Origin of the sequence: Sphingobium sp. WCS2017Hpa-17, assembly GCF_031843765.1 — a bacterium.
In the GTDB taxonomy this organism is placed as follows: Bacteria; Pseudomonadota; Alphaproteobacteria; order Sphingomonadales; family Sphingomonadaceae; genus Sphingobium.
The window spans coordinates 126,151-146,054 of sequence record NZ_JAVTIV010000008.1 but is presented as its reverse complement, the minus strand read 5'-3'; the positions used below and the strand labels follow the sequence as shown (position 1 = coordinate 146,054).

General features: G+C 65.1%; 21 protein-coding genes. 10 read left to right on the top strand and 11 right to left on the bottom strand.

Translation table 11 applies throughout. The features are described 5' to 3' along the window. Window positions 1–32 precede the first annotated feature (32 nt). Window positions 33–1,172 carry a succinyl-diaminopimelate desuccinylase gene (gene dapE / locus RQH62_RS13680; RefSeq protein WP_311269285.1) on the top strand — a complete coding sequence of 380 codons (1,140 nt, stop codon included), beginning with the start codon at window positions 33–35 and terminating at the stop codon, window positions 1,170–1,172. 140 nt (window positions 1,173–1,312) lie between these two features. Here the strand turns inward: dapE and RQH62_RS13675 are convergent, their stop codons facing one another. The 4 genes from RQH62_RS13675 to RQH62_RS13660 form a co-directional block, all read right to left on the bottom strand. Beyond that, window positions 1,313–2,995: a bifunctional diguanylate cyclase/phosphodiesterase gene (locus RQH62_RS13675; protein WP_311269284.1), complete on the bottom strand. Its 1,683-nt coding sequence runs from the start codon at window positions 2,993–2,995 to the stop codon at window positions 1,313–1,315. A 95-nt stretch (window positions 2,996–3,090) separates the two neighbouring features. Next, entirely contained in the window at window positions 3,091–3,654 is a 564-nt protein-coding gene (locus tag RQH62_RS13670; RefSeq protein WP_311269283.1) for a Smr/MutS family protein, read from the bottom strand. Between the two features lie 3 nt (window positions 3,655–3,657). After that, a complete protein-coding gene (locus RQH62_RS13665) occupies window positions 3,658–4,920 on the bottom strand; it encodes a murein transglycosylase A (protein WP_311269282.1) in 1,263 nt (420 codons plus the stop codon). Continuing rightward, window positions 4,917–5,573, bottom strand: a complete 657-nt coding sequence (locus RQH62_RS13660; protein ID WP_311269281.1) for a Tim44/TimA family putative adaptor protein — start codon at window positions 5,571–5,573, stop codon at window positions 4,917–4,919. The genes RQH62_RS13665 and RQH62_RS13660 overlap by 4 nt, the downstream gene beginning before the upstream one ends. A 192-nt stretch (window positions 5,574–5,765) precedes the next feature. On the opposite strand from RQH62_RS13660, the gene secB reads away from it, so the two are divergent. The 4 genes from secB (at window position 5,766) to RQH62_RS13640 (ending at window position 9,858) form a co-directional block, all read left to right on the top strand. Next, on the top strand, window positions 5,766–6,266 hold the full coding sequence (gene secB / locus RQH62_RS13655) for a protein-export chaperone SecB (RefSeq protein ID WP_311269280.1): 501 nt from the start codon (window positions 5,766–5,768) through the stop codon (window positions 6,264–6,266). Between the two features lie 117 nt (window positions 6,267–6,383). Then, the gene (murJ, locus tag RQH62_RS13650) at window positions 6,384–7,958 is read left to right on the top strand and encodes a murein biosynthesis integral membrane protein MurJ (protein WP_311269279.1); all 1,575 of its coding nucleotides are present in this window, start codon (window positions 6,384–6,386) and stop codon (window positions 7,956–7,958) included. Between the two features lie 20 nt (window positions 7,959–7,978). After that, window positions 7,979–8,983, top strand: a complete 1,005-nt coding sequence (gene trpS, locus RQH62_RS13645; RefSeq protein WP_150424913.1) for a tryptophan--tRNA ligase — start codon at window positions 7,979–7,981, stop codon at window positions 8,981–8,983. Window positions 8,984–9,201: 218 nt separating this feature from the next. Then, complete coding sequence (locus RQH62_RS13640; RefSeq protein ID WP_311269278.1) at window positions 9,202–9,858, top strand: DUF4136 domain-containing protein; 657 nt, start codon at window positions 9,202–9,204, stop codon at window positions 9,856–9,858. Here the strand turns inward: RQH62_RS13640 and RQH62_RS13635 are convergent. From RQH62_RS13635 to RQH62_RS24940, 3 genes are read right to left on the bottom strand one after another with little or no spacing between them, the layout of a single operon-like run. After that, window positions 9,759–10,082, bottom strand: a complete 324-nt coding sequence (locus RQH62_RS13635; protein WP_311269326.1) for a family 1 glycosylhydrolase — start codon at window positions 10,080–10,082, stop codon at window positions 9,759–9,761. The two genes, RQH62_RS13640 and RQH62_RS13635, sit on opposite strands and share 100 nt — an antisense overlap. Beyond that, window positions 10,075–10,581 (bottom strand): hypothetical protein, encoded by a 507-nt coding sequence (locus tag RQH62_RS24945; RefSeq protein ID WP_405053551.1) that lies wholly within the window; start codon window positions 10,579–10,581, stop codon window positions 10,075–10,077. The genes RQH62_RS13635 and RQH62_RS24945 overlap by 8 nt, the downstream gene beginning before the upstream one ends. Continuing rightward, on the bottom strand, window positions 10,581–10,736 hold the full coding sequence (locus tag RQH62_RS24940; RefSeq protein WP_405053549.1) for a hypothetical protein: 156 nt from the start codon (window positions 10,734–10,736) through the stop codon (window positions 10,581–10,583). The genes RQH62_RS24945 and RQH62_RS24940 overlap by 1 nt, the downstream gene beginning before the upstream one ends. Window positions 10,737–10,910: 174 nt before the next feature. Between RQH62_RS24940 and RQH62_RS13625 the strand changes: the two genes are divergently transcribed. Continuing rightward, window positions 10,911–12,152, top strand: a complete 1,242-nt coding sequence (locus RQH62_RS13625) for a dicarboxylate/amino acid:cation symporter (protein ID WP_311269277.1) — start codon at window positions 10,911–10,913, stop codon at window positions 12,150–12,152. Here the strand turns inward: RQH62_RS13625 and RQH62_RS13620 are convergent. The 4 genes from RQH62_RS13620 to mutM form a co-directional block, all read right to left on the bottom strand. After that, on the bottom strand, window positions 12,130–12,750 hold the full coding sequence (locus tag RQH62_RS13620; RefSeq protein ID WP_311269276.1) for a peptidylprolyl isomerase: 621 nt from the start codon (window positions 12,748–12,750) through the stop codon (window positions 12,130–12,132). The two genes, RQH62_RS13625 and RQH62_RS13620, sit on opposite strands and share 23 nt — an antisense overlap. Before the next feature lie 24 nt (window positions 12,751–12,774). Beyond that, window positions 12,775–14,187 carry a chromosomal replication initiator protein DnaA gene (dnaA, locus tag RQH62_RS13615; RefSeq protein ID WP_311269275.1) on the bottom strand — a complete coding sequence of 471 codons (1,413 nt, stop codon included), beginning with the start codon at window positions 14,185–14,187 and terminating at the stop codon, window positions 12,775–12,777. A 420-nt stretch (window positions 14,188–14,607) separates the two neighbouring features. Next, the gene (gene rpsT / locus RQH62_RS13610; RefSeq protein ID WP_311269274.1) at window positions 14,608–14,871 is read right to left on the bottom strand and encodes a 30S ribosomal protein S20; all 264 of its coding nucleotides are present in this window, start codon (window positions 14,869–14,871) and stop codon (window positions 14,608–14,610) included. Between the two features lie 116 nt (window positions 14,872–14,987). Then, on the bottom strand, window positions 14,988–15,800 hold the full coding sequence (gene mutM / locus RQH62_RS13605) for a bifunctional DNA-formamidopyrimidine glycosylase/DNA-(apurinic or apyrimidinic site) lyase (protein ID WP_311269273.1): 813 nt from the start codon (window positions 15,798–15,800) through the stop codon (window positions 14,988–14,990). Window positions 15,801–15,934: 134 nt separating this feature from the next. On the opposite strand from mutM, the gene RQH62_RS13600 reads away from it, so the two are divergent. The 4 genes from RQH62_RS13600 to dut are packed head-to-tail and all read left to right on the top strand — an operon-like array spanning window position 15,935 to window position 19,904. Continuing rightward, entirely contained in the window at window positions 15,935–16,666 is a 732-nt protein-coding gene (locus RQH62_RS13600) for a class I SAM-dependent methyltransferase (protein WP_311269272.1), read from the top strand. Between the two features lie 7 nt (window positions 16,667–16,673). Further along, window positions 16,674–18,215 (top strand): 2-polyprenylphenol 6-hydroxylase, encoded by a 1,542-nt coding sequence (ubiB, locus tag RQH62_RS13595; protein WP_311269271.1) that lies wholly within the window; start codon window positions 16,674–16,676, stop codon window positions 18,213–18,215. Beyond that, a complete protein-coding gene (locus RQH62_RS13590; protein ID WP_311269325.1) occupies window positions 18,215–19,474 on the top strand; it encodes a bifunctional phosphopantothenoylcysteine decarboxylase/phosphopantothenate synthase in 1,260 nt (419 codons plus the stop codon). The genes ubiB and RQH62_RS13590 overlap by 1 nt, the downstream gene beginning before the upstream one ends. Further along, window positions 19,449–19,904 (top strand): dUTP diphosphatase, encoded by a 456-nt coding sequence (dut, locus tag RQH62_RS13585; RefSeq protein WP_311269270.1) that lies wholly within the window; start codon window positions 19,449–19,451, stop codon window positions 19,902–19,904. Before RQH62_RS13590 ends, dut begins: the two co-directional genes overlap by 26 nt.

Genomic DNA, 19,904 nt, shown 5'->3' with positions numbered 1-19,904 from the left:
CCAACCCGCATGGCATTCGCTAACGCGGGGCGATGACCATGACCAGCACCAATGACGATGTGGTGGCACTGGCCCAGCGCCTGCTGGCCTGCCCGTCCGTAACTCCTGCCACCGGCGAAGTGTTCGCCGCGTTCGAGGCGATGCTGGTGCCGCGCGGCTTTACCGTGGACCGGTTCGTGGTGGGCGAAGCGCCCGACGGGCCGGTCGAAAATCTGCTGGCGTGGCGCACGACCGGCGCGGGGCCGCATTTCGCCTTTGCCGGGCATCTGGACGTGGTGCCGCCGGGCGCGGGATGGACCAGCGACCCGTTCGCGCCGGAGATTCGCGGCGACCTGCTTTATGGCCGGGGCGCGGTGGACATGAAGGGGTCGATCGCGGCCTTCGTCGCGGCGCTGGACGCGCTGCCGGACGATCTGCCCGGCACGATCAGCCTGATCATCACCGGCGACGAGGAAGGGCCGGCGGTCTATGGCACGCTGGCGCTGATGGACCGGATGAAGGCGCGCGACCTGCGCCCGGACCTGTGTCTGGTGGGCGAGCCGACTTCGTCCGCGCGGCTGGGCGATGTGGTGAAGATCGGCCGGCGCGGGTCGGTCAATATGTGGATCAGGGTGGCGGGCGCCCAGGGCCATGTCGCCTATCCGCATCTGGCCGACAATCCGATCCCGAAGCTGGTCCGCATCCTGACGCTGATCGAGGCGGAAGTACTGGACGAAGGGACCGACTGGTTCCAGCCCAGCAATATCGAGATTACCGATCTGGAAGTCGGCAATGTCGCGCATAATGTCATCCCCGGCGCGGCGACCGCGCGCATTTCGATCCGCTTCAACGACCAGCATACAGGCGCGTCGCTGATCGAGCGGATCAAGGCGATTGCCGCGACCGAAGGCGGCACGGTGGAGGCGCGGATCAGCGGCGAATCCTTCCTGACGGAGCCGGGTGCGTTCAGCGATCTGATGCGCGGCGCGATCCGCGACGTGACCGGCGTGGAGACGGAATTGTCGACCACCGGCGGCACGTCGGACGCGCGCTTCCTCTCGCGGATATGCCCGGTCGTGGAGTTCGGGCTGAACAACGCGACCATGCACAAGCTGGACGAGGCGGTAGCGGTGCAGGATCTGCGCGACCTGACGAAGATTTATACGCTGGTGGTGGAACGGGCGCTGGGGTGAATGGCGTGCAGAATACCCCTCCCGCTTGCGGGAGGGGCGGCGAGACTTAGGCGCGTAGCGCATTAGTCGCAGCGGGGTGGGCTGTCGCGACGTTCAGCCCACCCCCTAGCCTCCTCCCGTAAACGGGAGGGGGAAACGACTTACCCTACATCCCGGACCACAGGCCGTTGCGGGGCGAACTGGCGGAGATAATCCTGCTCACCGGTCGGGCGCGCCAGATGATAGCCTTGGAACAGGGTGCAGCCGATGACACGCAACACATCCATCTGCGCTTCGCTTTCGATCCCCTCGACCACCACTTCCATGCCAAGGCCCTGAATCAGGCCGACGACGGCGGAGCAGATGGTGCGGGCTTCGGCCGAAGTCGCGATGTCGCGGACCAGGCTTCGGTCGATCTTGACCCGATCGACGGGCAGTTCCTTCAGCCGCGCGAGATTGGAATAGCCGGTACCGAAGTCGTCGATGGCGATGCGCACGCCATCACGCCGCAACGCGCGGAGCTGTTCCAGCACGCGCGGGTCCATCTCCATCGCCAGTGATTCGGTGATTTCCAGTTCCAGCATGGACGGCGGCGCGCCATGGGTAGCGATGGCATGGCGCAGGCGCAGGAAGAAATCGGCCTGCGCCAGTTCGCGGGTGGAGATGTTGATGGCGATGCGCTGGTGGATGCCGGCCTGCATCCAGCGCGCCGCCGTCTGGCACACGCGGCCCATCACCCAGTCGCCCAGCGCGACGATGGACCCGCTTTCCTCCGCGATCGGCACGAAGGCGCCGGGCATGACCAGTTCCCGTTCGGGATGCGCCCAGCGAACCAGCGCTTCGGCGGTGACGGCGCGGCCGGTCGCCACATCGATCTGCGGCTGAAATTCCAGCAGAAACTCGTCCCGCTCCAGCCCGCGCAGCAAGTCGCGTTCCAGCTCGGCGCGGTCCTCTGCCTCCAGCGCCAGCGCGTCGGTGTAGATTTCTGCGCGGCCACGGCCCTGATGCTTGGCATGATACATGGCGATGTCCGCCGCGCGCAGCAGGTCGGCCAGCGTGGCGCCATGATCGGGATAGCAGGCGATGCCGATGGATGCGCCCAGTTCCACATGCTGGCTGCCCAGGTCGAACCGTTCGCCCAGCGCAAACTGGATGGCACGGGCGATACGCTGCGCCGCCGCCGGGCCGGACAGATGAGGGAAGAACATGGTGAATTCGTCGCCGGCCAGACGGCCGATGACGGCGTCGCCGCCCCCGGTACTGACCTGCGCCATCACCACTTCGCGCAGGCGGCCGGCGACGCGGGCGAGCAGCTGGTCGCCCGCCGCATGGCCCAGCGTGTCGTTGACGCCCTTGAACCCGTCCAGGTCGATGAAGAAGAGGGTGGCGGTGCCATTATCGTCGCGCTCGGCGAGCAGCCGTTCGACCTGCCGGCAAAAGCTGGTGCGGTTGGCAAGGCCGGTAATCTGGTCGAACAGTGCCAGCGTCTGGACATGATCGAGATTGGTGCGCACCTGACTGAACAGGCTTTCCATCGCGACGGACAGATCCGGCAGTTCCTGGCCGATTTCGGCCGGGACGCGCGATTGCAGGTCGCCATGGGCGGCGGACAGGAGCCGCTCCGTGGCAGCGTCGATGGCGGTGGCGGTGGTGGCAATGGTGCGGCGGGCCGAAGCCCAGCTCATTGTGCCGCAGAGGATCGCGATGATGAGGGCGCGGCCGACCTGAAGCAGGTCATCCTCCTGCCCCGGCGTATAGCCGAGCACAAGGGACAGGATGAACACCAGCGCCCCCGCGGCGCAGGCGAAGGCAGCAGCGCGGCTTTTCAACGTCACGCCCTGCATGTGCCTCCCGCCCGATATCGTTCCGCAGAACCTCCGATCATCGGGATATGAAGGACAGTGGTTAAGAAATGATCATTGAGTCTTACAAAAATGGGTCATTTTTTGCGGCGCAATATCAAATAGATCGCGCCGTCGCCGCCATGGCGCGGGTGGGCGACGCGGACGCTGGCGATGCGATCGGCATAGGGGCTGGTTTCGAGCCAATGACCGATCTCGCCCCGGATCGCGCCGCGCCGCGACGCCCCGCCTGCGCCCGCATTTTTGGGCGGTTTGCCGGTGACGACCAGCAGCACGCGGGCGTCGCGGGTCAGGGCCTGGGCGATCGCCTGGTTAAGGCGCGCATGGGCCATGGACAGGGTGTGGCCATGCAGGTCGATGCTCATGTCCGGGCTGATCGTGCCGCTACGGATGCGCCGTTCCCAACCGCTGTCCAACACGGCGGCAGGGATGCGCGCGGGCGGTGCGACAATCGTCCGGGATGGCTGCGCCGTTAACCTTGTTTTGCCGGAGCCTTTCACGACCGGCAGGTCGATCAGCTCTTCCATGCTGGGCATGACCGGCGCGCTGACCGCGCGCGCAGTGGGGCGGAGCGGCCTTACCGTGCGGGCCAGCGCGGTCCAGAGCGCCTCTTCATCCTGGGACAGCCGCCGCCGGGCCATGGATCAGGGCTTGGCGAGGCGGGCGGCCGATCCGATCGGCAACAGGATGAGCGCGCTGCCGCGGCCCGACATGCCACCGGCAATGCCGCGCGCCCGTGCGCCCGCGCCCCAGAAACTGTCGAAGCGGTTGGCGCCCTTGATCGCGCCGCCGGTATCCTGCGCGATCCAGATGCCATTGGGTTCGGCCCGGTCGAGCGAGAGCAGTACCGGTGCGCCCAGCGGGATGAATTTGGGATCGGCGGCGACGGTCGCTTCGGGCGTGACTGGGACGCCAAGCGCGCCCAGCGGGCCCGCGCCGGTCAGTTCGCGGAAGAAGACGAAGCTCTTATTCTCGTTCATGATCGCCGCGCCTTCGGCCGGATGGGCGCGCAGATATTGCATGATATCCTGCATCGATCCGGCCTGGATCAGCCCGCGATCCTTCATCAGCTTGCCGATGCCGGTATAGTCGCGCCCATTCTGCCCATCATAGCCGATGCGCATGACGCCCCCGTCGGGCAGGTTCAGCCGGCCACTGCCCTGCACCTGAAGGAAGAAGAATTCGACTGGATCGGCGGCATAGGCGAGTTCAAGACCACGCCCGGCAAGCGTGCCCGACACGATCTGGCTACGGTCGTCATAGGGCACGAACTTGGTGCCGTTCACCTTGCCGCGAATGGTGCGGCCTTTCAGGCTGTCGCTGAACTGGCCAAGATCGACGTCGATCAGATCGGTCGGACGGCGGTAGATCGGCACGTCATAGCCGGACATGCGGGTCCGCGACCCGCTGATTTCCGGTTCATAATAGCCGGTGACGAAGGCGGTACCGTCGCCCACCTGCACCGCTTCGAAATAACGGGAGAAAAATTCGCTGGCTGTGGCTTCGGGCCAGCTGGAGGCGGCGGCGCAGGCGCTGTTCCAGTCCGAACCGCGCGTAAGGCCGCTGGCATCGGCGCGGCGCATCAGCGTGGGGCAGCTGATACGGAAGGCCTGAAGCGCAAGGCGCGACCGCTCACCCGAAGGAATGAGGCTGGCGATATCCGGGCCGCGCGTGACGCCCACACCGGCGGCCGTCGTCTTGTCGAGCGCGGGATCGGCCGGCAGGTCGACCGGGAGGGTCGGGCGCGGCGTGGAAGGCACGGGACGGGTCGCCTCTCCGCTCGCGCCGCCGGACGGCACCGGGCGGTTCGGTGCGGGACCGCCCGCAGATGGAGGAATAACGCCGCCCGCGCAGGCAGACAGCATCAGCGCCGCAAGCAGCGCTGCCCCCGACTGACGCGCGATCATGCCGCTTCGTCGGTTTCGCTGAGCTTCCAGTTGGGGTCGGCGCTACCGATATCGCGGGTGAAGGTCCAGATATCCTTGGTGCCGACCGCGTCGGTGAGCGAGCCGGCAATGACGTTGCCGTCCTTGTCGCGGGTAACGGCGGCGATATCCGCTTCGAAGCGCAGGGCGACTTCGGCGATGCGGCCATTGACCGACGCTTCGACGATCTGCGCCTTTTCGATACGGACGAGGCGGTTGTCGAGGACATGGCCATCGGCTTCGCGGGCGGCGATCGCTTCTTCGAAGGAGGCGCGAACGTCATCGTCGCACAGCCAGGCCAGTTCGTCACGATCGCCGCGCCAGAAGGCTTCCAGCACCATCTTGTAAGCACTCTTGGCGCCTTCAACAAATTGCGGGACGTCGAAATTGCGATCGCTGGCGATCAGCGCGCGCACGCCATTTTCCGCGCCGGAACCGATCAGGCCATCGGCGAGGCGAACCGAATCGCCACTGTTCTGGGACGCCGGGCCGGGTTGCAGCACCGTCACCTTGGCGCGTTCATCGGCGGGGCGCGGCGCAGGCTCCTGCTCGTGGCCGGTGCGCTTGCCCAGCACGGAATAGAGCCGCAACGCCAGAAAGCCGGCGACCATGGCGAGGATGACGATCACATACACGGAAGGCTATACCCTTTTGCGTGGGATAATGTTCCGGCCAACATAGGCATGTTTGCACGCAACTTCAAATAGGGGCTTATGCCGAACCATCCCGCGTCGCCATTGCCCTGCCCCAAAGCCCCTGCTAAGCGCGCGGGTCGAGATATTCGGGGGCTTCCCGCCGCCGGACCAGAGGAAAGTCAAGGGAAGAGCATGGCCGACGAAACGGACCACATCACCACGAAGCTGGGCAATGGCGCCGACACCGCGCCGCAGATCGCGCTGATCAGCCAATATGTGAAGGATCTGTCGTTCGAAAATCCGAACGCGCCGGCGGTGTACCAGTGGCAGGACCAGCCGCAGATCGACGTGCAGTTCAACATCGGTGCCGAGCGCGTTGCCGACGAAGTGCTGGAAATCGCGCTGAAAATCGAAGTGAAGGCGGTCGCGCCGCAGGGTACCGCCTTTGCCGTGGAACTGCTCTATGCCGCGCTGTTCGGCATGCGCAACGTGCCCGAAGATCAGGTTCAGCCCTTCATGCTGGCCGAAGCGCCGCGCCTCATCTTCCCCTTCGCCCGCCGCGTGCTGGCCGATGCGATCCGCGACGGCGGCTTCCCGCCGCTGCTGCTCGACCCGATCGACTTCGGTTCGCTATATCTTCAGCAGGCCGAGCAGATGGAAGTGACCGCAGGCGAGCCGGCGGGCCACGCCTGATTTCCTGCAAATGACTTCCATTCCCGTTCGGGCTGAGCCTGTCGAATCCCTGTTTCTTCTTCCGAAGAAGAATGGCCCTTCGACAAGCTCAGGGCGAACGGGTCAGGAGAGTTGTGCATGAAACTCGTTCGCGCCCTTGGCTCCGTCGGGGGCCTTACCCTTGCCAGCCGGGTGCTGGCGCTGGTGCGCGATTCGCTCGCCGCCCGCTATGTCGGCGCGGGCTTTGCGTCGGACGCCTTCAACGGCGTCGCCTTCCGCCTGCCCAACATGTTTCGCGCGCTCTTTGCCGAAGGCGCTTTTTCCGCGGCCTTCATTCCGCTGTTCAACAGGAAGGCAGCGGGCGAAGGCGGATTGCCAGCGGGCTATGATTTTGCCGAGCGCGCGCTGGCCGTGCTGCTGCCGGTGCTGATCCTGTTCACAGGCGTCCTGATCGCCGCCGCCTGGCCGATCACCTGGGCGCTGTCGGGCGGTTTTTCACGGCAGAATCCGACGGCGGATCAATTCGCTTTCGCTGTCACCCTGTCGCGCATCACCATTCCCTATCTGGCGCTGATCAGCCTTGCTTCGCTGCTGGGCGGCATCCTCAATTCGCTCGACAAATTCTGGGTCAATGCCGCCGCCCCCATCCTGCTGAACGTCGCGATGATCGCGGGGCTGTGGTTCTTCCACGGCGCCGACGAATATGAGACGGCGCGGGTACAGGCTATGTCGGTGACGATCGGCGGCGCGCTGCAACTGCTCTGGCTGATCTGGGCGTGCAAGCGGTCGGGCGTGTCGATGAAGCTGAAACGCCCGCGACTGGACGGCGACGTGCGCGAATTGCTGCGCAAGATCTTGCCCGCCGCCGCCGGCGCCGGCGCGTCGCAGATTAATTTGCTGATCTCCACCGCTTTGTCCGGTTGGCTGCTGGCGTCGGGCTCCATCACCTATATCTATTATGCCGATCGCCTGAACCAGCTGCCGCTGGGCCTGATCGGCATCGGCCTTGGCACCATATTGCTCCCCACCATTTCGCGCATGCTGTCCAAGGGGCAGGAGGCCGAGGCGATGGAGACGCAGAATCGGGGCATCGAACTCGCCCTGTTCCTGACGCTGCCGGCTACCGTCGCCTTTCTCGTCGTCGCCGAACCGATCGTGCGGGGGCTGTTCCAATATGGCCGCTTCACGCCTGAAGATGCGATGCGATGCGGCTGGGCGCTGTCGGCTTTCTCGATCGGCCTGCCGTCCTATGTCCTCGTGAAGGTATTGACGCCGGGCTATTATGCGCGCGGCGACACGAAGACGCCGGTGCGCTACGCCATGCTGTCGATCCTCATCAACATCGTCGGCAATCTCGCGATGATCCCGACACTCGGGCATATCGGCCCGCCGCTGGCTACCGCCCTCTCTTCCACCGTCAATGTCGCGATGCTCTACACCACGCTGGTGAAGCGCGGTCATTTCGCCGCCGATGCGGGGCTGCGGCGCCGCCTGCCCCGGCTGGCGATCGCCGCGCTCATCATGGGCGTGGCGCTGTGGGCGGGCGAGGATCTGCTCGATCCCTGGCTGACCGGCGCGATGGTGCAGCGCTATGTGGCGCTGGCGGTGCTGGTGGGCGCGGGTGTGGCGCTTTACGGGCTGGCGTCGGTCGTCACGGGGGCCTATCGGCTGTCCAACATCAAGGCGCTGATGCGCCGCAAAAGTGCAACCTGAAGAAGAGAACGGATCTACTAATGCGCGTCCTTTCCGGCATCCAGCCCACCGGCAATCTGCACCTTGGCAACTACCTTGGCGCGATCCGCAACTGGGTGCGGATGCAGGATGAGATGGACGCGGATAGCCAGTGCTTCTTCTTTCTGGCCGACATGCACAGCATCACCGTGCATGAAGGCCGCGAGCAGCGTATCCGCAATGTCCGGGACATGGCCGCCGCCCTCGTCGCCGCCGGAATCGACCCGGACCGCAGCGTGCTGTTCAATCAGGCGCGCGTGCCCGCCCATGCCGAGCTGTGCTGGTTGCTGAACGGCACGGCGCGCATCGGCTGGCTCAACCGTATGACGCAGTTCAAGGACAAGGCGGGCAAGGATCGCGAGGGCGCCTCGGTCGGCCTGTTCGTCTATCCGGTGCTGCAAGCCGCCGACATCCTGATCTACAACGCCACCCATGTCCCGGTGGGCGAGGATCAGAAGCAGCATCTGGAATTGTGCCGCGACATCGCGACCAAGTTCAACACCGATTTCGGCGTCGACCTGTTCACCCTGCCCGCCCCGATCATCCCCAAGGAATCGGCGCGCATCATGTCGCTGCGCGACGGCACGGCGAAAATGTCGAAGTCCGATCCGTCCGACATGAGCCGCATCAACCTGACCGATGATGACGATGCGATCATGGCGAAGGTGAAGAAGGCGAAGAGCGATCAGGAATTGCTGCCCGAAACGGCCGAGGGACTGACGGGTCGCCCGGAAGCGAGCAATCTGGTCGGAATCCTGGCGACGCTGACCGGGCGGACGACCGATGCGGTCTGCGCGGAATTTGCAGGCAAGGGTTTCGGCGCGTTCAAGCCGGCGCTGGGCGAGGTGCTGGTCGAAACGCTGCGCCCGATTCGCGAGCGCTTCCTGGAGCTGCGCACCGAGGATGCGGCGCTCGACGCGATCCTGGACAAGGGTGCGGCCAAGGCGGCGGCAGCGGCCGAACCGACGTTGCGCGCGGCCTACGACGCGATGGGTTTGATGCGCTGATTTCCAACTGATGCGCCAAAGCCACAGGGGCTGTCCGAAAGGGCGGCCCCTTTTCTTTGGGGTACGGAATAGCCATCTCCGCAGCGTCGTAGATGTGAGAACATGGTTTTGCGCCCGTTCGATGGGTTCGCGCGTTCAAACGATGTTCGGTTGCGTTTTGCTATGACAGGGCGCAAAGATGGTCGCAGGCGGGTTCGCCTGAAATAGGACGTAAAAACATGGCTCGTTTCAAGAAGTTCGGCTTGATTGCAGCGCCCGCTCTGGCGCTGGTCGCGCTGTCGGGTTGCACTACTGGCTTCAAGGCCAATGTTGCCCGCTTCCAGCAACTCCCCGCCCCCGCCGGGCAAAGCTACACCGTCGTCGCCGACGACCCGCGTCTGGCCGGCGGGCTGGAGTTCGCCCATTATGCCGATCTGGTCGGGCAGCGTCTGGCCCAGACCGGCTATGTCGCCGCCAGCGACCCGGCCCGCGCCGACCTGATCGTGCGCGTCGCCTATGATGTCGACAATGGTCGCGAGAAGGTGCGCTCGACCGGCTTTGGCGGCGGCTACGGATCGGCCTGGGGGCCGTGGGGGGGCGGCTTTGGCGGTCGTTGGGGTCGCCCATGGGGCTATGGCTTCTATGATCCCTGGCTGTTTGGCGGCGGCGGTTTCAACGACGTGTCGAGCTACACCGTCTATACCAGCGATCTCAGCCTGAAGATCGATCGCGCAGCCGATAATCGCCGCCTGTTCGAGGGCAAGGCCAGCGCCCAGTCGCTGTCCAACAAGCTGACCTATCTGGTGCCGAACCTGATCGACGTGATGTTCACCAACTTCCCCGGCCAGAGCGGCGAGGATGTGAAGGTGACGCTGCCGCCCGAAAAGAAGGGGTGAGCGCAGGCTCCGACAGAGTGAAAAAGGCCCGGCGCTTCCGATGAAGCGCCGGGCCTTTTTGCTGGCTCTATCGACTTAGACTGTGTTGGCCGGGCGATGGCGCCCAATATGGCCGTGCGGTCCAGATTGTGCAGGCCGAATTTCGGGCCATAGCCGAACACCCATTCGAAATTCGCGATCGGCGACCAGTGGAGATAGCCCTGCACCGGCACGCCATCATCCATGACTTTCTTGAGTTCGGCGAGGGCGGCCGGGATCAGCCGGGCGCGCATCGGCGTTGACGCCATGTTCGGTGACGACCACCGGCGCGCGGCCAGCATGTTGGCGGTGGTGGTCGGCACATCCTCGACCCAAAGCGCATTGCCCGCCTGGAACTTCGACACGCGCGCCATGCGCCTTTGCCGCCGCTTCCTGCATCACGCGGCCGGCGTCCATCAACTTGTTGCCGATGCCGGGCGGCAGGACGATGCCGGGCAGGCCGGAGTGGAAAAATGGTTGAAAGTGACGACCGGATGCAGTCCGCGCGCCCGGCAGCCAGCAATCATCGCCTTGCAATGGTCCAGCATGGCGACCGAAAATTCGCCGTCCCGCCCATTCCAGACTGAAGCGATAGGCGTTGAGGCCCATGGCCTGCACGATGTCGAGATCGGTCGGCCAGAGCATGAAGTTGTTCGCCGCATCGCCCGATGGCTCCACATAGACGCTGGGCTTGCTATGCTCCATCACCCAGAGTCGCTGTTGATATTATTGCCTTCGACCTGATGCGCGGCGGTGGCGGCGGCCCAGAGGAAGCCTTGTGGAAAGGCCGGGTTGAAGGCCGCAGCCATTCTGGCAAACGCCGGCGCAGCGGCGGCCAGCAAGGTTCGGCGGTTCAGCATGCCCCTCTCCCATCATGGAGCAGTGTCTGCAACCGCCTTCTTATTGAGAACTATGATCCCTAATTTTATCGAACAGGAGGAAACCGCTTATTTTTTCGCTGTGCAGCGCAGGCATAGCGGATAGCGTCCTTCAGCCCGTTGCCATTGGCGACAGCCGCCCGAGGAACCACGCCCATGTCCCTGACCGCCCGTATCCTGATCGCGCTTGTGCTGGGCCTGGCCTGCGGGATCGCACTGGCGGAGGTTGGCGGCATGTGGGGCGTGGAGATTGTGGCGCTCGCGCAGCCGATCGGCAAGGCCTGGCTCGGCGGATTGCAGATGCCGCTCATCCCGCTGATCTTCGCGCTGCTGGTGACGGGCATCACCCAGGCGGCGACCAGCGCACGGACCAACGGCATGGCCGGGCGCGCGATCGGCCTGTTCGCGATCCTGCTGGTCGGATCGGCGGCGGTCGCGGCTCTGGTGGGACCGTTGATGCTGCATCTCTGGCCAGTGCCGGCCGGCGCCATTGGCGCGCTGGCCGGCGTAGAGGGCGTGGCCGAAGTCCCGGACGTGCGCCCGTCGGCCGAATGGCTGCTGGGTTTCATCCCGGTCAATCCGCTCAAGTCCGCCAGTGAGGGGCAGGTGGTGGCCGTGGTGCTGTTCGCGCTGATCTTCGGCTTTGCCGTGACCCGCATTGCGGAGGCGCGGCGCGCGCTGCTGACCGGTTTCTTCGAAGCTCTGGCCGATGCGCTGCTGATCGTGGTCGGCTGGGTGTTGTGGCTGGCCCCCATCGGTGTATTCGCGCTGGCGCTGGTCGCGGGCGCAAGATCGGGCCTCGCGACGGCAGGCGCGCTGCTCCACTATATCGGCTTTATCGTGCTGATCTGCGTCGTGGTGACCCTGCTCGTCTATCCGCTGGTCATGATCGCCGGGCGGATCGGGCTGGGCCGCTTCGTCCGCGCCGCTATTCCCGCGCAGGCCATCGCCTTTTCGACGCAAAGTTCGATCGCATCGCTGCCCGCGATGATTCAGGCGAGCGATGGTCCGCTCGCCGTGCGGGAAACCACGCGCAGCATCGTCCTGCCGCTCGCCATATCCTTGTTCCGCATCACCAGTCCGCCGGCCAATCTTGGCGTCGCCCTCTATGTGGCGGCGATGAACGGGGTGGCGCTCGGCCCGGCACAACTGGTGATGGGCGTGCTGGTGGCCGCGATCGTCAGCCTGGCGGCGGTCGGCCTGCCCAGCCAGATCACCTTCTTCACCACCACCGGCCCCATCTGCCTCGCCATGGGCGTGCCGGTGGAGGCTCTGCCGCTGCTATTGGCGGTGGAGACGGTGCCCGACATCTTCCGCACGGTCGGCAATGTCACCGCCGACATGGCGGCGGGGCGAATCGTGGATCAGGCGGCGATCAGGGCACCCGCCGCGCCGTGACGATCCGAATCGGCGCTTCTAGCATCTGGCCCTTCATCACGCCTTCCCCGGCGGTGGGCGATTTGGGCGCGGCGATAATCGCCTTCACCACGTCCAGCCCCTCCACCACATGGGCAAAGACGGCAAAACCCTGATTGTCGCCACTGGCCTGTTGCGGCTGGGCGTCCATGCCCGGCATCTTGCCTAGAACGATGAAGAAATCGCCGGTCGCGCTCCCCGGCGCATAGCGGGCCATGGACAGCGCACCATCATCATGGGTGAGGCCGGTTTGCGTCGTCGGCTCATGCTTGATCGGCGGCAATATCCGTTTCGGATCATTTTGCGCCCCGCCCTGCACGAAGCCATAATCGGCCGCGCCCACGCCGCGATAGAAGGCCGTGCCGTCGAACCGTTTCTGGTCGACATATTTCAGGAAATTGGCGGCAGTGACGGGCGCCTTGTCCACATGGACGGCGACGATGATCGGACCAGCGCTGGTGTCGAGCGCGACCGGCACATCTCGCGACGCAGGCGCGAGTGGTGGGGCTGGCTCCGTCTGGGCCGCAACCGGCGAGAGAGTCAGCAGGGCGGCGGCGAACAGGACAAGCTGGCGAATCATGTCGCCAGCCTATCGGGTTCCTTCTCAGCCTTCCAGCAGGCGCTGCAAGGCGCGGACGTCGGCGTCCATGTCCGGATTGCTTTCGCGCAGCGCCTCGATCGTGCGGACGGCGTGGATGACTGTGCTGTGATCGCGGCCACCGAAGATACGGCCGATTTCGGGCAACGAGCGCGGCGTCATCTTCTTGGCGAGGTACATCGCCACCTGACGCGGGCGGGCGACGGCGCGGGCGCGGCGCTTGGAGCGCATTTCCGACGGGTCGATCTTGAAATGCGCGGCGCAGGCCTTCTGGATTTCATCCACGGTGATGCGACGAGCATTGGCGCGCACCGCATCGGCCAGCATCTGCTGCGCGAAGTCGAGGTCGATCGAGCGGCCAGTCAGCTGGCCATAGGCGACCAGCTTGTTGAAGGCGCCTTCCAGTTCGCGGACGTTCGAGCGGATCGAGCGGGCGAGGAAGTCGATGACCGCATCGGGCACCGGCGGATCGCCCGCAACGGCGCGCTTGGCTTCCAGGATGGCGAGGCGCAGGTCGAGGCCTGCCGGCTGGATGTCGGCGACCAGGCCACCGGCCAGGCGCGACAGGATGCGCGGGTCGATCGATTCGAGCAGTTGCGGCGCCCGGTCGGCGGTCACGACGATGCGTGCGCCGGTGTCGATCAGATCGTTGATGGTGTGGAGGAATTCCTCCTGCGTCGATCCCTTGCCGGCGATGAACTGGATATCGTCGATCAGCAGCAGGCGGGCGGCGCGCAGCCGGCCCTTGAATGCCATCGTCTCATTGGCGCGCATCGCGTTCACGAACTCGACCATGAAGCGTTCGGCCGACATGTAGAGCACCGCTTGCGACGGACTGTGCGCGGAGAAAGCGCGGGCGATCGAATGGAGCAGGTGCGTCTTGCCCTGCCCGGTGCCGCCATGGATGAACAGAGGGCTGAAACGCGGCGTGGCTTCGCCCGCCATCGCCTGCGCCGCCGAAAAGGCCAGGCGATTGGTGTCGCCGGTCACGAATTCCTCGAAACCATGGCGCGGCAGGAAGTTGGAGGCGACGGGGACGATCGCAGCTTCGGCTGGCGCGGCGGCCGCCGATTCGACATGCACGACTTCCAGCAGGCGCGGGCCGGCCACGTCGGTCGCCCGGCGCAGGCGCACTTCGCGCACGCCGACGCTGGCACTGCGCCAGGCCATGCGCAGGCGGTCGCCAAACTGGCCGGACACGAAATTGGCGCTGAAGTCGCTGGCGACCAGCAGATCGAGCGTCTGCGATTCGGCGCAATAGTCGCCCAGACGCACGGGCTTGAGCCACTGGTCGAACATGCGCGCGCCGACATCCCGGCGCAGGCCGGTGCGGATCGCGGTCCAGGCGGATTCCAGACCTGCATCGGCCTTGTCCACCTGTCCGTCCTGCCAACCAACCACGCGCACAACTTCCTTCATAGACTTAGACGACCCCAACTATGCCCCCCGTTTTCGGGCAGGAAAAAAGACGCACGGAGCCCGATCCGGAAACGCCCCCGTTTCCGGATTCTCCACGACAATCGATCTCACATGACGGCTGCTTCAAGGTGATTCGACAGCAGCCGGATTTCAAAAATAGACGGGCCTGCTTCATGGGATCAAGGGCAGCTTGGTTCAAAAAAGTGAAATAAAGCCGTTGACTCAGCAAAGCCGCGGGAATCCGCCGACAATCAAATTATGACAGTTTTTCAACACTTTATTAGCAGCAATTTATGCCGCAGCGCGTCGAATCGCGGGAAATTGGTCGATCGTTAAAGTGACGTTATTGTGAAGAAACGACGAAAGGCCCGCCCCGATTGCCGGGGCGGGCCTTTAATTCGTCAGAAAAGCCGATGGCTTTTAGGCGAGCGCGCTGACGGCCTTGGTCAGGCGACCGAACTTGCGCGACGCGGTATTCTTGTGCAGCACGCCGCGGGCAACGCCGCGGGCCAGCTCGGGCTGAACGGCCTGAAGGGCGGTTGCAGCGACATCCTTGTCACCGGCGGTGATGGCGGCTTCCACCTTCTTCACCAGGGTGCGGATCCGGCTGATGCGGGCGCCATTGATTGCGGCGCGACGCTCGTTGCGACGGATGCGCTTCTTGGCTTGCGGCGTATTGGCCATTCTATTCCTCGGTTCTCATCAAATCTCGGGAAGAGGCCCGCCGAACTGCCGACATGCCTCGTGAAGGTGCGCCCCTTACAGAGTATCGGGGCGGGCGTCAACGGATTCGGGCAAGGCTATTTCTGACATTTGGGGCAGAAGAAGGTCGATCGGCCGCCGTCCACGCGCCGCTGGACCGTGCCGCCGCACAGGCAGGTTTCGCCTTCCCGCCCATAGACGCGCCATTGTTTGGAGAAATAGCCCAATTCGCCATCCGGCCGCGCATAATCGCGCAGGGTGGAACCGCCCGCGACGATGGCGGCGGACAGGACGTCGCGAATCGCCTCCACCAGCAGGGCGAGTCGCGGTCGGCTGATCTTGCCCGCCGCCCGAGTCGGGGCGATCCCGGCCATGTTGAGCGCTTCACACACATAGATATTGCCCAGCCCCGCGACGATCCGCTGGTCGAGCAACGCCGCCTTGATCGACGTCCCCTTGCCGCTGAGCACGCCGGCCAGATAGGCGGTATCGAAATCCGGCCCCAGCGGCTCCGGCCCCATGCGGGTGAAGGGGCTATAGGCCGTCCACGCATCCGACCGCACCAGATCGATCGATCCGAATCGGCGCGGGTCGTTCAGCGACAGGAGGTGGCCCTTCCCGGTTTCCAGCAACAGATGGTCGTGCGTGCCGATCTCCGCCGGGTCGATTCGCCAGCGGCCCGACATGCCGAGGTGAAAGATCATCATGTCGCCGCGATCGGTTTCAATGAGGCCATATTTGGCGCGGCGCGACAGGCCCGTCACCGTGGCGCCGGTCATCCGCTGGCGCAGATCGACAGGGATAGGCCAGCGCAGGTCGGCGCGGCGCGGCTCCACGCGGGTCAGCACGCTGCCTTCCAGCACGGAGCGCAGGCCAGCGACGGTGGTTTCGACTTCGGGAAGCTCAGGCATAGGCCATCATGTAGGGACTAAAGCCGTCCTGCGACAGGGCCTGTAACAGCAGCTGCGACTGGGCTCGTCGCCAAAGCGTCATATCGGCGCGTTCGCGCTGGCATGGCGCCGGAACTGCGGCTAGAGCGAGGCGCATGAGCGAAACAGCATCCTTCGGCTATCGCGACGTCGATGCCGCCGAAAAAGCGGGCATGGTCCGCGAAGTCTTCTCCAATGTCGCGGCCAAATATGACCTGATGAACGACGCCATGTCCGGCGGCGCGCATCGCCTGTGGAAAGACCAGTTCGTGCGGCGGGTAAAGCCGCGCGCCGGCGAGCAGATTCTCGATATGGCCGGCGGCACCGGCGACATCGCGTTCCGCATGCACAAGCATGGCGCTCAGGTGACGGTGTCGGACATCAATCCCGAAATGCTGGCCGTGGGTGTCGAGCGGGCGCAGAAGAAGGGCTATGAGGGGCTGATCTGGTCGGAACAGAATGCCGAGACGCTGACCTTTGGCGACCGCGCGTTCGATGCCTATACGATCGCCTTCGGCATCCGCAACGTCACCCATATCGACAAGGCGCTGCGGGAAGCGAACCGGGTGCTGAAATTTGGCGGGCGCTTCTTCTGCCTGGAATTTTCCACCACGACATGGCCGGGCTTTTCGGACATCTATGATGTCTATTCGCACAAGCTGGTGCCGCATCTGGGCAAGCTGTTCGCCAATGATGCCGACAGCTATCGCTATCTGATCGAATCGATCCGCCGCTTCCCGCCCATGCCCAAATTCGAGAGCATGATCCGCGAGGCCGGCTTCGTGCATACGAAGGTCGAGCCGATCCTGGGCGGGCTGGTCGCGATTCATTCGGGCTGGAAGATTTGACGCCAGAATGACCGCACATATCACGCATCTCTGGCGCCTCGTGAAATGGGGCCGCACGCTGGCGCGGCATGGCGCGCTGACCGGCATCGAGCGCGATCCGCTCACGCCCGGCCCGGTCCGCCGCCTCGTCCGCATCGCCCGCTTCGGCGCGCGCGTGCCCAAGCAGCCGCGCTATGCCGACGCTTTCCAGTCGATCGGCCCGGCCGCGATCAAGCTGGGCCAGACGCTGGCGACCCGGCCCGATCTGGTCGGCGATCATGCGGCGAACGATCTGCTGCGCTTGCAGGACGCCCTGCCCCCCGTCCCGTTCGACACGATCCGGGCGCAGATCGAAACCAGCTTCGGCCGTCCGCTCGACGCCATCTACAGCCGCTTCGACGAAATACCGGTCGGCGCCGCCTCCATCGCGCAGGTGCATCGCGCCGTGACGACCGATGGCCGCGACGTCGCGGTCAAGGTGATCCGCCCCGGTGTGATCGACAAGTTCAACCGCGACATCCAGACCTATGAATGGGCCGCCGCCCATGTCGAAATGCTGGGCGGCGAACTCGCCCGGCTGCGCCCGCGCCTCGTCATCGCGAACATGAAGCGCTGGACCGCGCGCGAGCTGGACCTGCGCCGCGAAGCCGCCTCCGCCTCCGAACTGGCCGAGGCGATGGAGGCGATGCCGGGATACAGCATCCCCGCCATCGACTGGGATCGGACGACCGGCAAGGTCATGACGATGGAGTGGATCGACGGGATCAAGATTTCCGATCGCGATGCCCTGATCGCAGCGGGCCATGATGTGAAGGATATCGCCGCTCGCCTCGTCAACGCCTTCCTGCGGCAGGCGATTGCGGAGGGATTCTTCCACGCCGACATGCATCAGGGGAACCTGTTCGTGACGCCCAATGGCGACATCGTCGCGATCGACTTCGGCATCATGGGCCGGATCGACCGGCGCGCGCGCATGTGGCTGGCGGAGATTCTCTACGGCCTGATCACGGGCAACTATAAGCGCGTGGCGGAGATTCACTTCGAGGCGCAATATGTGCCCGGCCATCATAATGTCGATGAATTCGCGACGGCTTTGCGGGCGGTGGGCGAGCCGATGCGCGGCAAGCCGGTGCGCGAACTCTCGGTCGGCGGAATGCTGGACGGCCTGTTCGCCATCACCCGCGATTTCGACATGCAGACCCAGCCGCATCTTCTCCTTCTTCAGAAGACGATGGTGATGGTGGAGGGCGTGGCGACCGCGCTCGACCCCGACATCAACCTGTGGGAGACGAGCGGCCCCTATGTGAAGAACTGGCTGCGCGACGAGCTGGGGCCGGAGGCGAAGGTCGCAGACTCGCTGATCGAGAACTGGCGCACGCTCCAGCGTCTGCCGGGGCTGGTCAAACGGATCGAGGATGCCTTCCCCGAAAAGGGCGGCGCCCCGCCCCCACCGCCCTTGAACGAAGTCAAATTAATCCGCGTGGGCGGCGGCTGGCGCTATGCGCTGGTGGCGGTCATCGCGGCGGCGGCTGGCGTGCTGGGCTCCGCGCTCCTACATCTGCATCTATGATCCAACAGCGCGTCCTCCTCATCGTCTCGGGCGGTATTGCCGCCTATAAGTCGCTCGAACTGGTGCGGCTGCTGCGCAAGCGGGGGATCGCGGTGCGGGCCGTGCTGACGCAAAGCGCGCAGCAATTCGTGACGCCGCTGAGCCTCGGCGTGCTGACCGAGGATCATGTCTTCACGCAGTTGTTCGACCTGAAGGACGAGCAGGAAATCGGGCATATCCAGCTGAGCCGACAGGCCGATCTGGTCGTCGTGGCGCCCGCGACCGCGAACATATTGGCCAAGATGGCGCATGGCGTTGCCGACGATCTGGCGACCACTCTGCTGCTCGCCACCGACAAGCCGGTGCTGGCCGTGCCGGCGATGAACGTGCGCATGTGGCACCATGTCGCCACCCAGCGAAACCTGACTCAGCTTCGCACCGATGGCGTGCATGTGATGGAGCCGGACGACGGCGCCATGGCCTGCGGCGAATATGGCAAGGGGCGGTTGCCCGAACCCGAAGCCATTGCGGCGGAGATCGAGCGGCTTCTCAAAACACCGTTTGCTTCGAGCGAAGTCGAGAAGCCTTTTGCGCAACCGATTCTCGACAGGCTCGAACCGAACGGTCGTTTATCTGGAAGACATATCCTCATCACCGCCGGGCCGACGCATGAGCCGATCGATCCGGTGCGCTACATCGCCAATCGCTCATCGGGCAAGCAGGGCTTCGCCATCGCCGCCGCCGCTGCGAAAGCCGGCGCGCGCGTCACGCTGGTTGCCGGACCGGTGCATCTGCCCACGCCACCGGGCGTCGATCGCATCGACGTGGAAACCGCGCGCCAGATGCTGGCCGCCGTCGAAGCCGCTCTGCCCGCCGACGCGGCAATCATGGTCGCGGCCGTCGCCGACTGGCGCACCGCCGACGCGGCCGACCAGAAGCTGAAGAAGGACGGCTCCGGCCAGCCGGCCCCGCTCGCGCTGGTCGAGAACCCCGACATTCTGGCGACGCTGGGCCAACATGCGCAGCGCCCGGCTCTGCTGGTCGGCTTTGCCGCCGAGACGCAGAAGATTGCCGAGCATGCACAGGCCAAGCTGGCGAAGAAGGGCGCGGACTGGATCGTCGCCAACGATGTGTCCGGTGACGTGATGGGCGGTGACGCCAACGCCGTGCAGATCGTCAGCGCCGCCGGCATCGAATCCTGGCCCAGCCTCCCCAAAAGCGAGGTGGCCGACAAACTCATCGAAAAGGTTGCCCATGCCCTCGCCTCTTACCCCGATTGACATCCAGCTGAAGCGCCTGCCCCATGGTGAGGGGCTGCCGGTGCCGGCCTACGCCACCGCCCATGCGGCGGGCATGGATGTCGTGTCGGCGGAGGAACTGGTGCTGGCGCGGGGCGGCCGTCATGCCGTCGCGACCGGCTTTGCGATGGCGATTCCGGAAGGTTATGAAGTGCAGGTGCGCCCTCGCTCCGGTTTGGCGCTCAAGCACGGTATCAGCCTGCCCAACACGCCCGGCACGATCGACGCTGACTATCGCGGCGAACTGAAGATCATCCTCATCAACCTCGGCGACCAGCCCTTTCCGATCGCGCGCGGCGACCGGATCGCGCAACTGGTGGTGGCGCCGGTCCAGCTTGCCAGCTTTGCGGAAGTCGATAGTCTGGACGATACCGTTCGCGGAGAGGGCGGGTTCGGATCGACAGGAGTGTGA

Excerpts from the sequence above, each read along its gene's own strand:
- secB (WP_311269280.1), top strand. The coding sequence starts at position 5,766 with ATGGCCGACGAAACGGACCACATCACCACGAAGCTGGGCAATGGCGCC.
- RQH62_RS13640 (WP_311269278.1), top strand. The coding sequence starts at position 9,202 with ATGGCTCGTTTCAAGAAGTTCGGCTTGATTGCAGCGCCCGCTCTGGCG.
- RQH62_RS13670 (WP_311269283.1), bottom strand. The coding sequence starts at position 3,654 with ATGGCCCGGCGGCGGCTGTCCCAGGATGAAGAGGCGCTCTGGACCGCG.
- RQH62_RS13665 (WP_311269282.1), bottom strand. The coding sequence starts at position 4,920 with ATGATCGCGCGTCAGTCGGGGGCAGCGCTGCTTGCGGCGCTGATGCTG.
- RQH62_RS24945 (WP_405053551.1), bottom strand. The coding sequence starts at position 10,581 with ATGGAGCATAGCAAGCCCAGCGTCTATGTGGAGCCATCGGGCGATGCG.
- dnaA (WP_311269275.1), bottom strand. The coding sequence starts at position 14,187 with ATGAAGGAAGTTGTGCGCGTGGTTGGTTGGCAGGACGGACAGGTGGAC.
- RQH62_RS13600 (WP_311269272.1), top strand. The coding sequence starts at position 15,935 with ATGAGCGAAACAGCATCCTTCGGCTATCGCGACGTCGATGCCGCCGAA.
- dut (WP_311269270.1), top strand. The coding sequence starts at position 19,449 with ATGCCCTCGCCTCTTACCCCGATTGACATCCAGCTGAAGCGCCTGCCC.
- mutM (WP_311269273.1), bottom strand. The coding sequence starts at position 15,800 with ATGCCTGAGCTTCCCGAAGTCGAAACCACCGTCGCTGGCCTGCGCTCC.
- RQH62_RS13620 (WP_311269276.1), bottom strand. The coding sequence starts at position 12,750 with ATGATTCGCCAGCTTGTCCTGTTCGCCGCCGCCCTGCTGACTCTCTCG.
- RQH62_RS13625 (WP_311269277.1), top strand. The coding sequence starts at position 10,911 with ATGTCCCTGACCGCCCGTATCCTGATCGCGCTTGTGCTGGGCCTGGCC.
- dapE (WP_311269285.1), top strand. The coding sequence starts at position 33 with ATGACCATGACCAGCACCAATGACGATGTGGTGGCACTGGCCCAGCGC.
- trpS (WP_150424913.1), top strand. The coding sequence starts at position 7,979 with ATGCGCGTCCTTTCCGGCATCCAGCCCACCGGCAATCTGCACCTTGGC.
- RQH62_RS13675 (WP_311269284.1), bottom strand. The coding sequence starts at position 2,995 with ATGCAGGGCGTGACGTTGAAAAGCCGCGCTGCTGCCTTCGCCTGCGCC.
- ubiB (WP_311269271.1), top strand. The coding sequence starts at position 16,674 with ATGACCGCACATATCACGCATCTCTGGCGCCTCGTGAAATGGGGCCGC.
- RQH62_RS24940 (WP_405053549.1), bottom strand. The coding sequence starts at position 10,736 with ATGCTGAACCGCCGAACCTTGCTGGCCGCCGCTGCGCCGGCGTTTGCC.
- murJ (WP_311269279.1), top strand. The coding sequence starts at position 6,384 with ATGAAACTCGTTCGCGCCCTTGGCTCCGTCGGGGGCCTTACCCTTGCC.
- rpsT (WP_311269274.1), bottom strand. The coding sequence starts at position 14,871 with ATGGCCAATACGCCGCAAGCCAAGAAGCGCATCCGTCGCAACGAGCGT.
- RQH62_RS13635 (WP_311269326.1), bottom strand. The coding sequence starts at position 10,082 with ATGGATGATGGCGTGCCGGTGCAGGGCTATCTCCACTGGTCGCCGATC.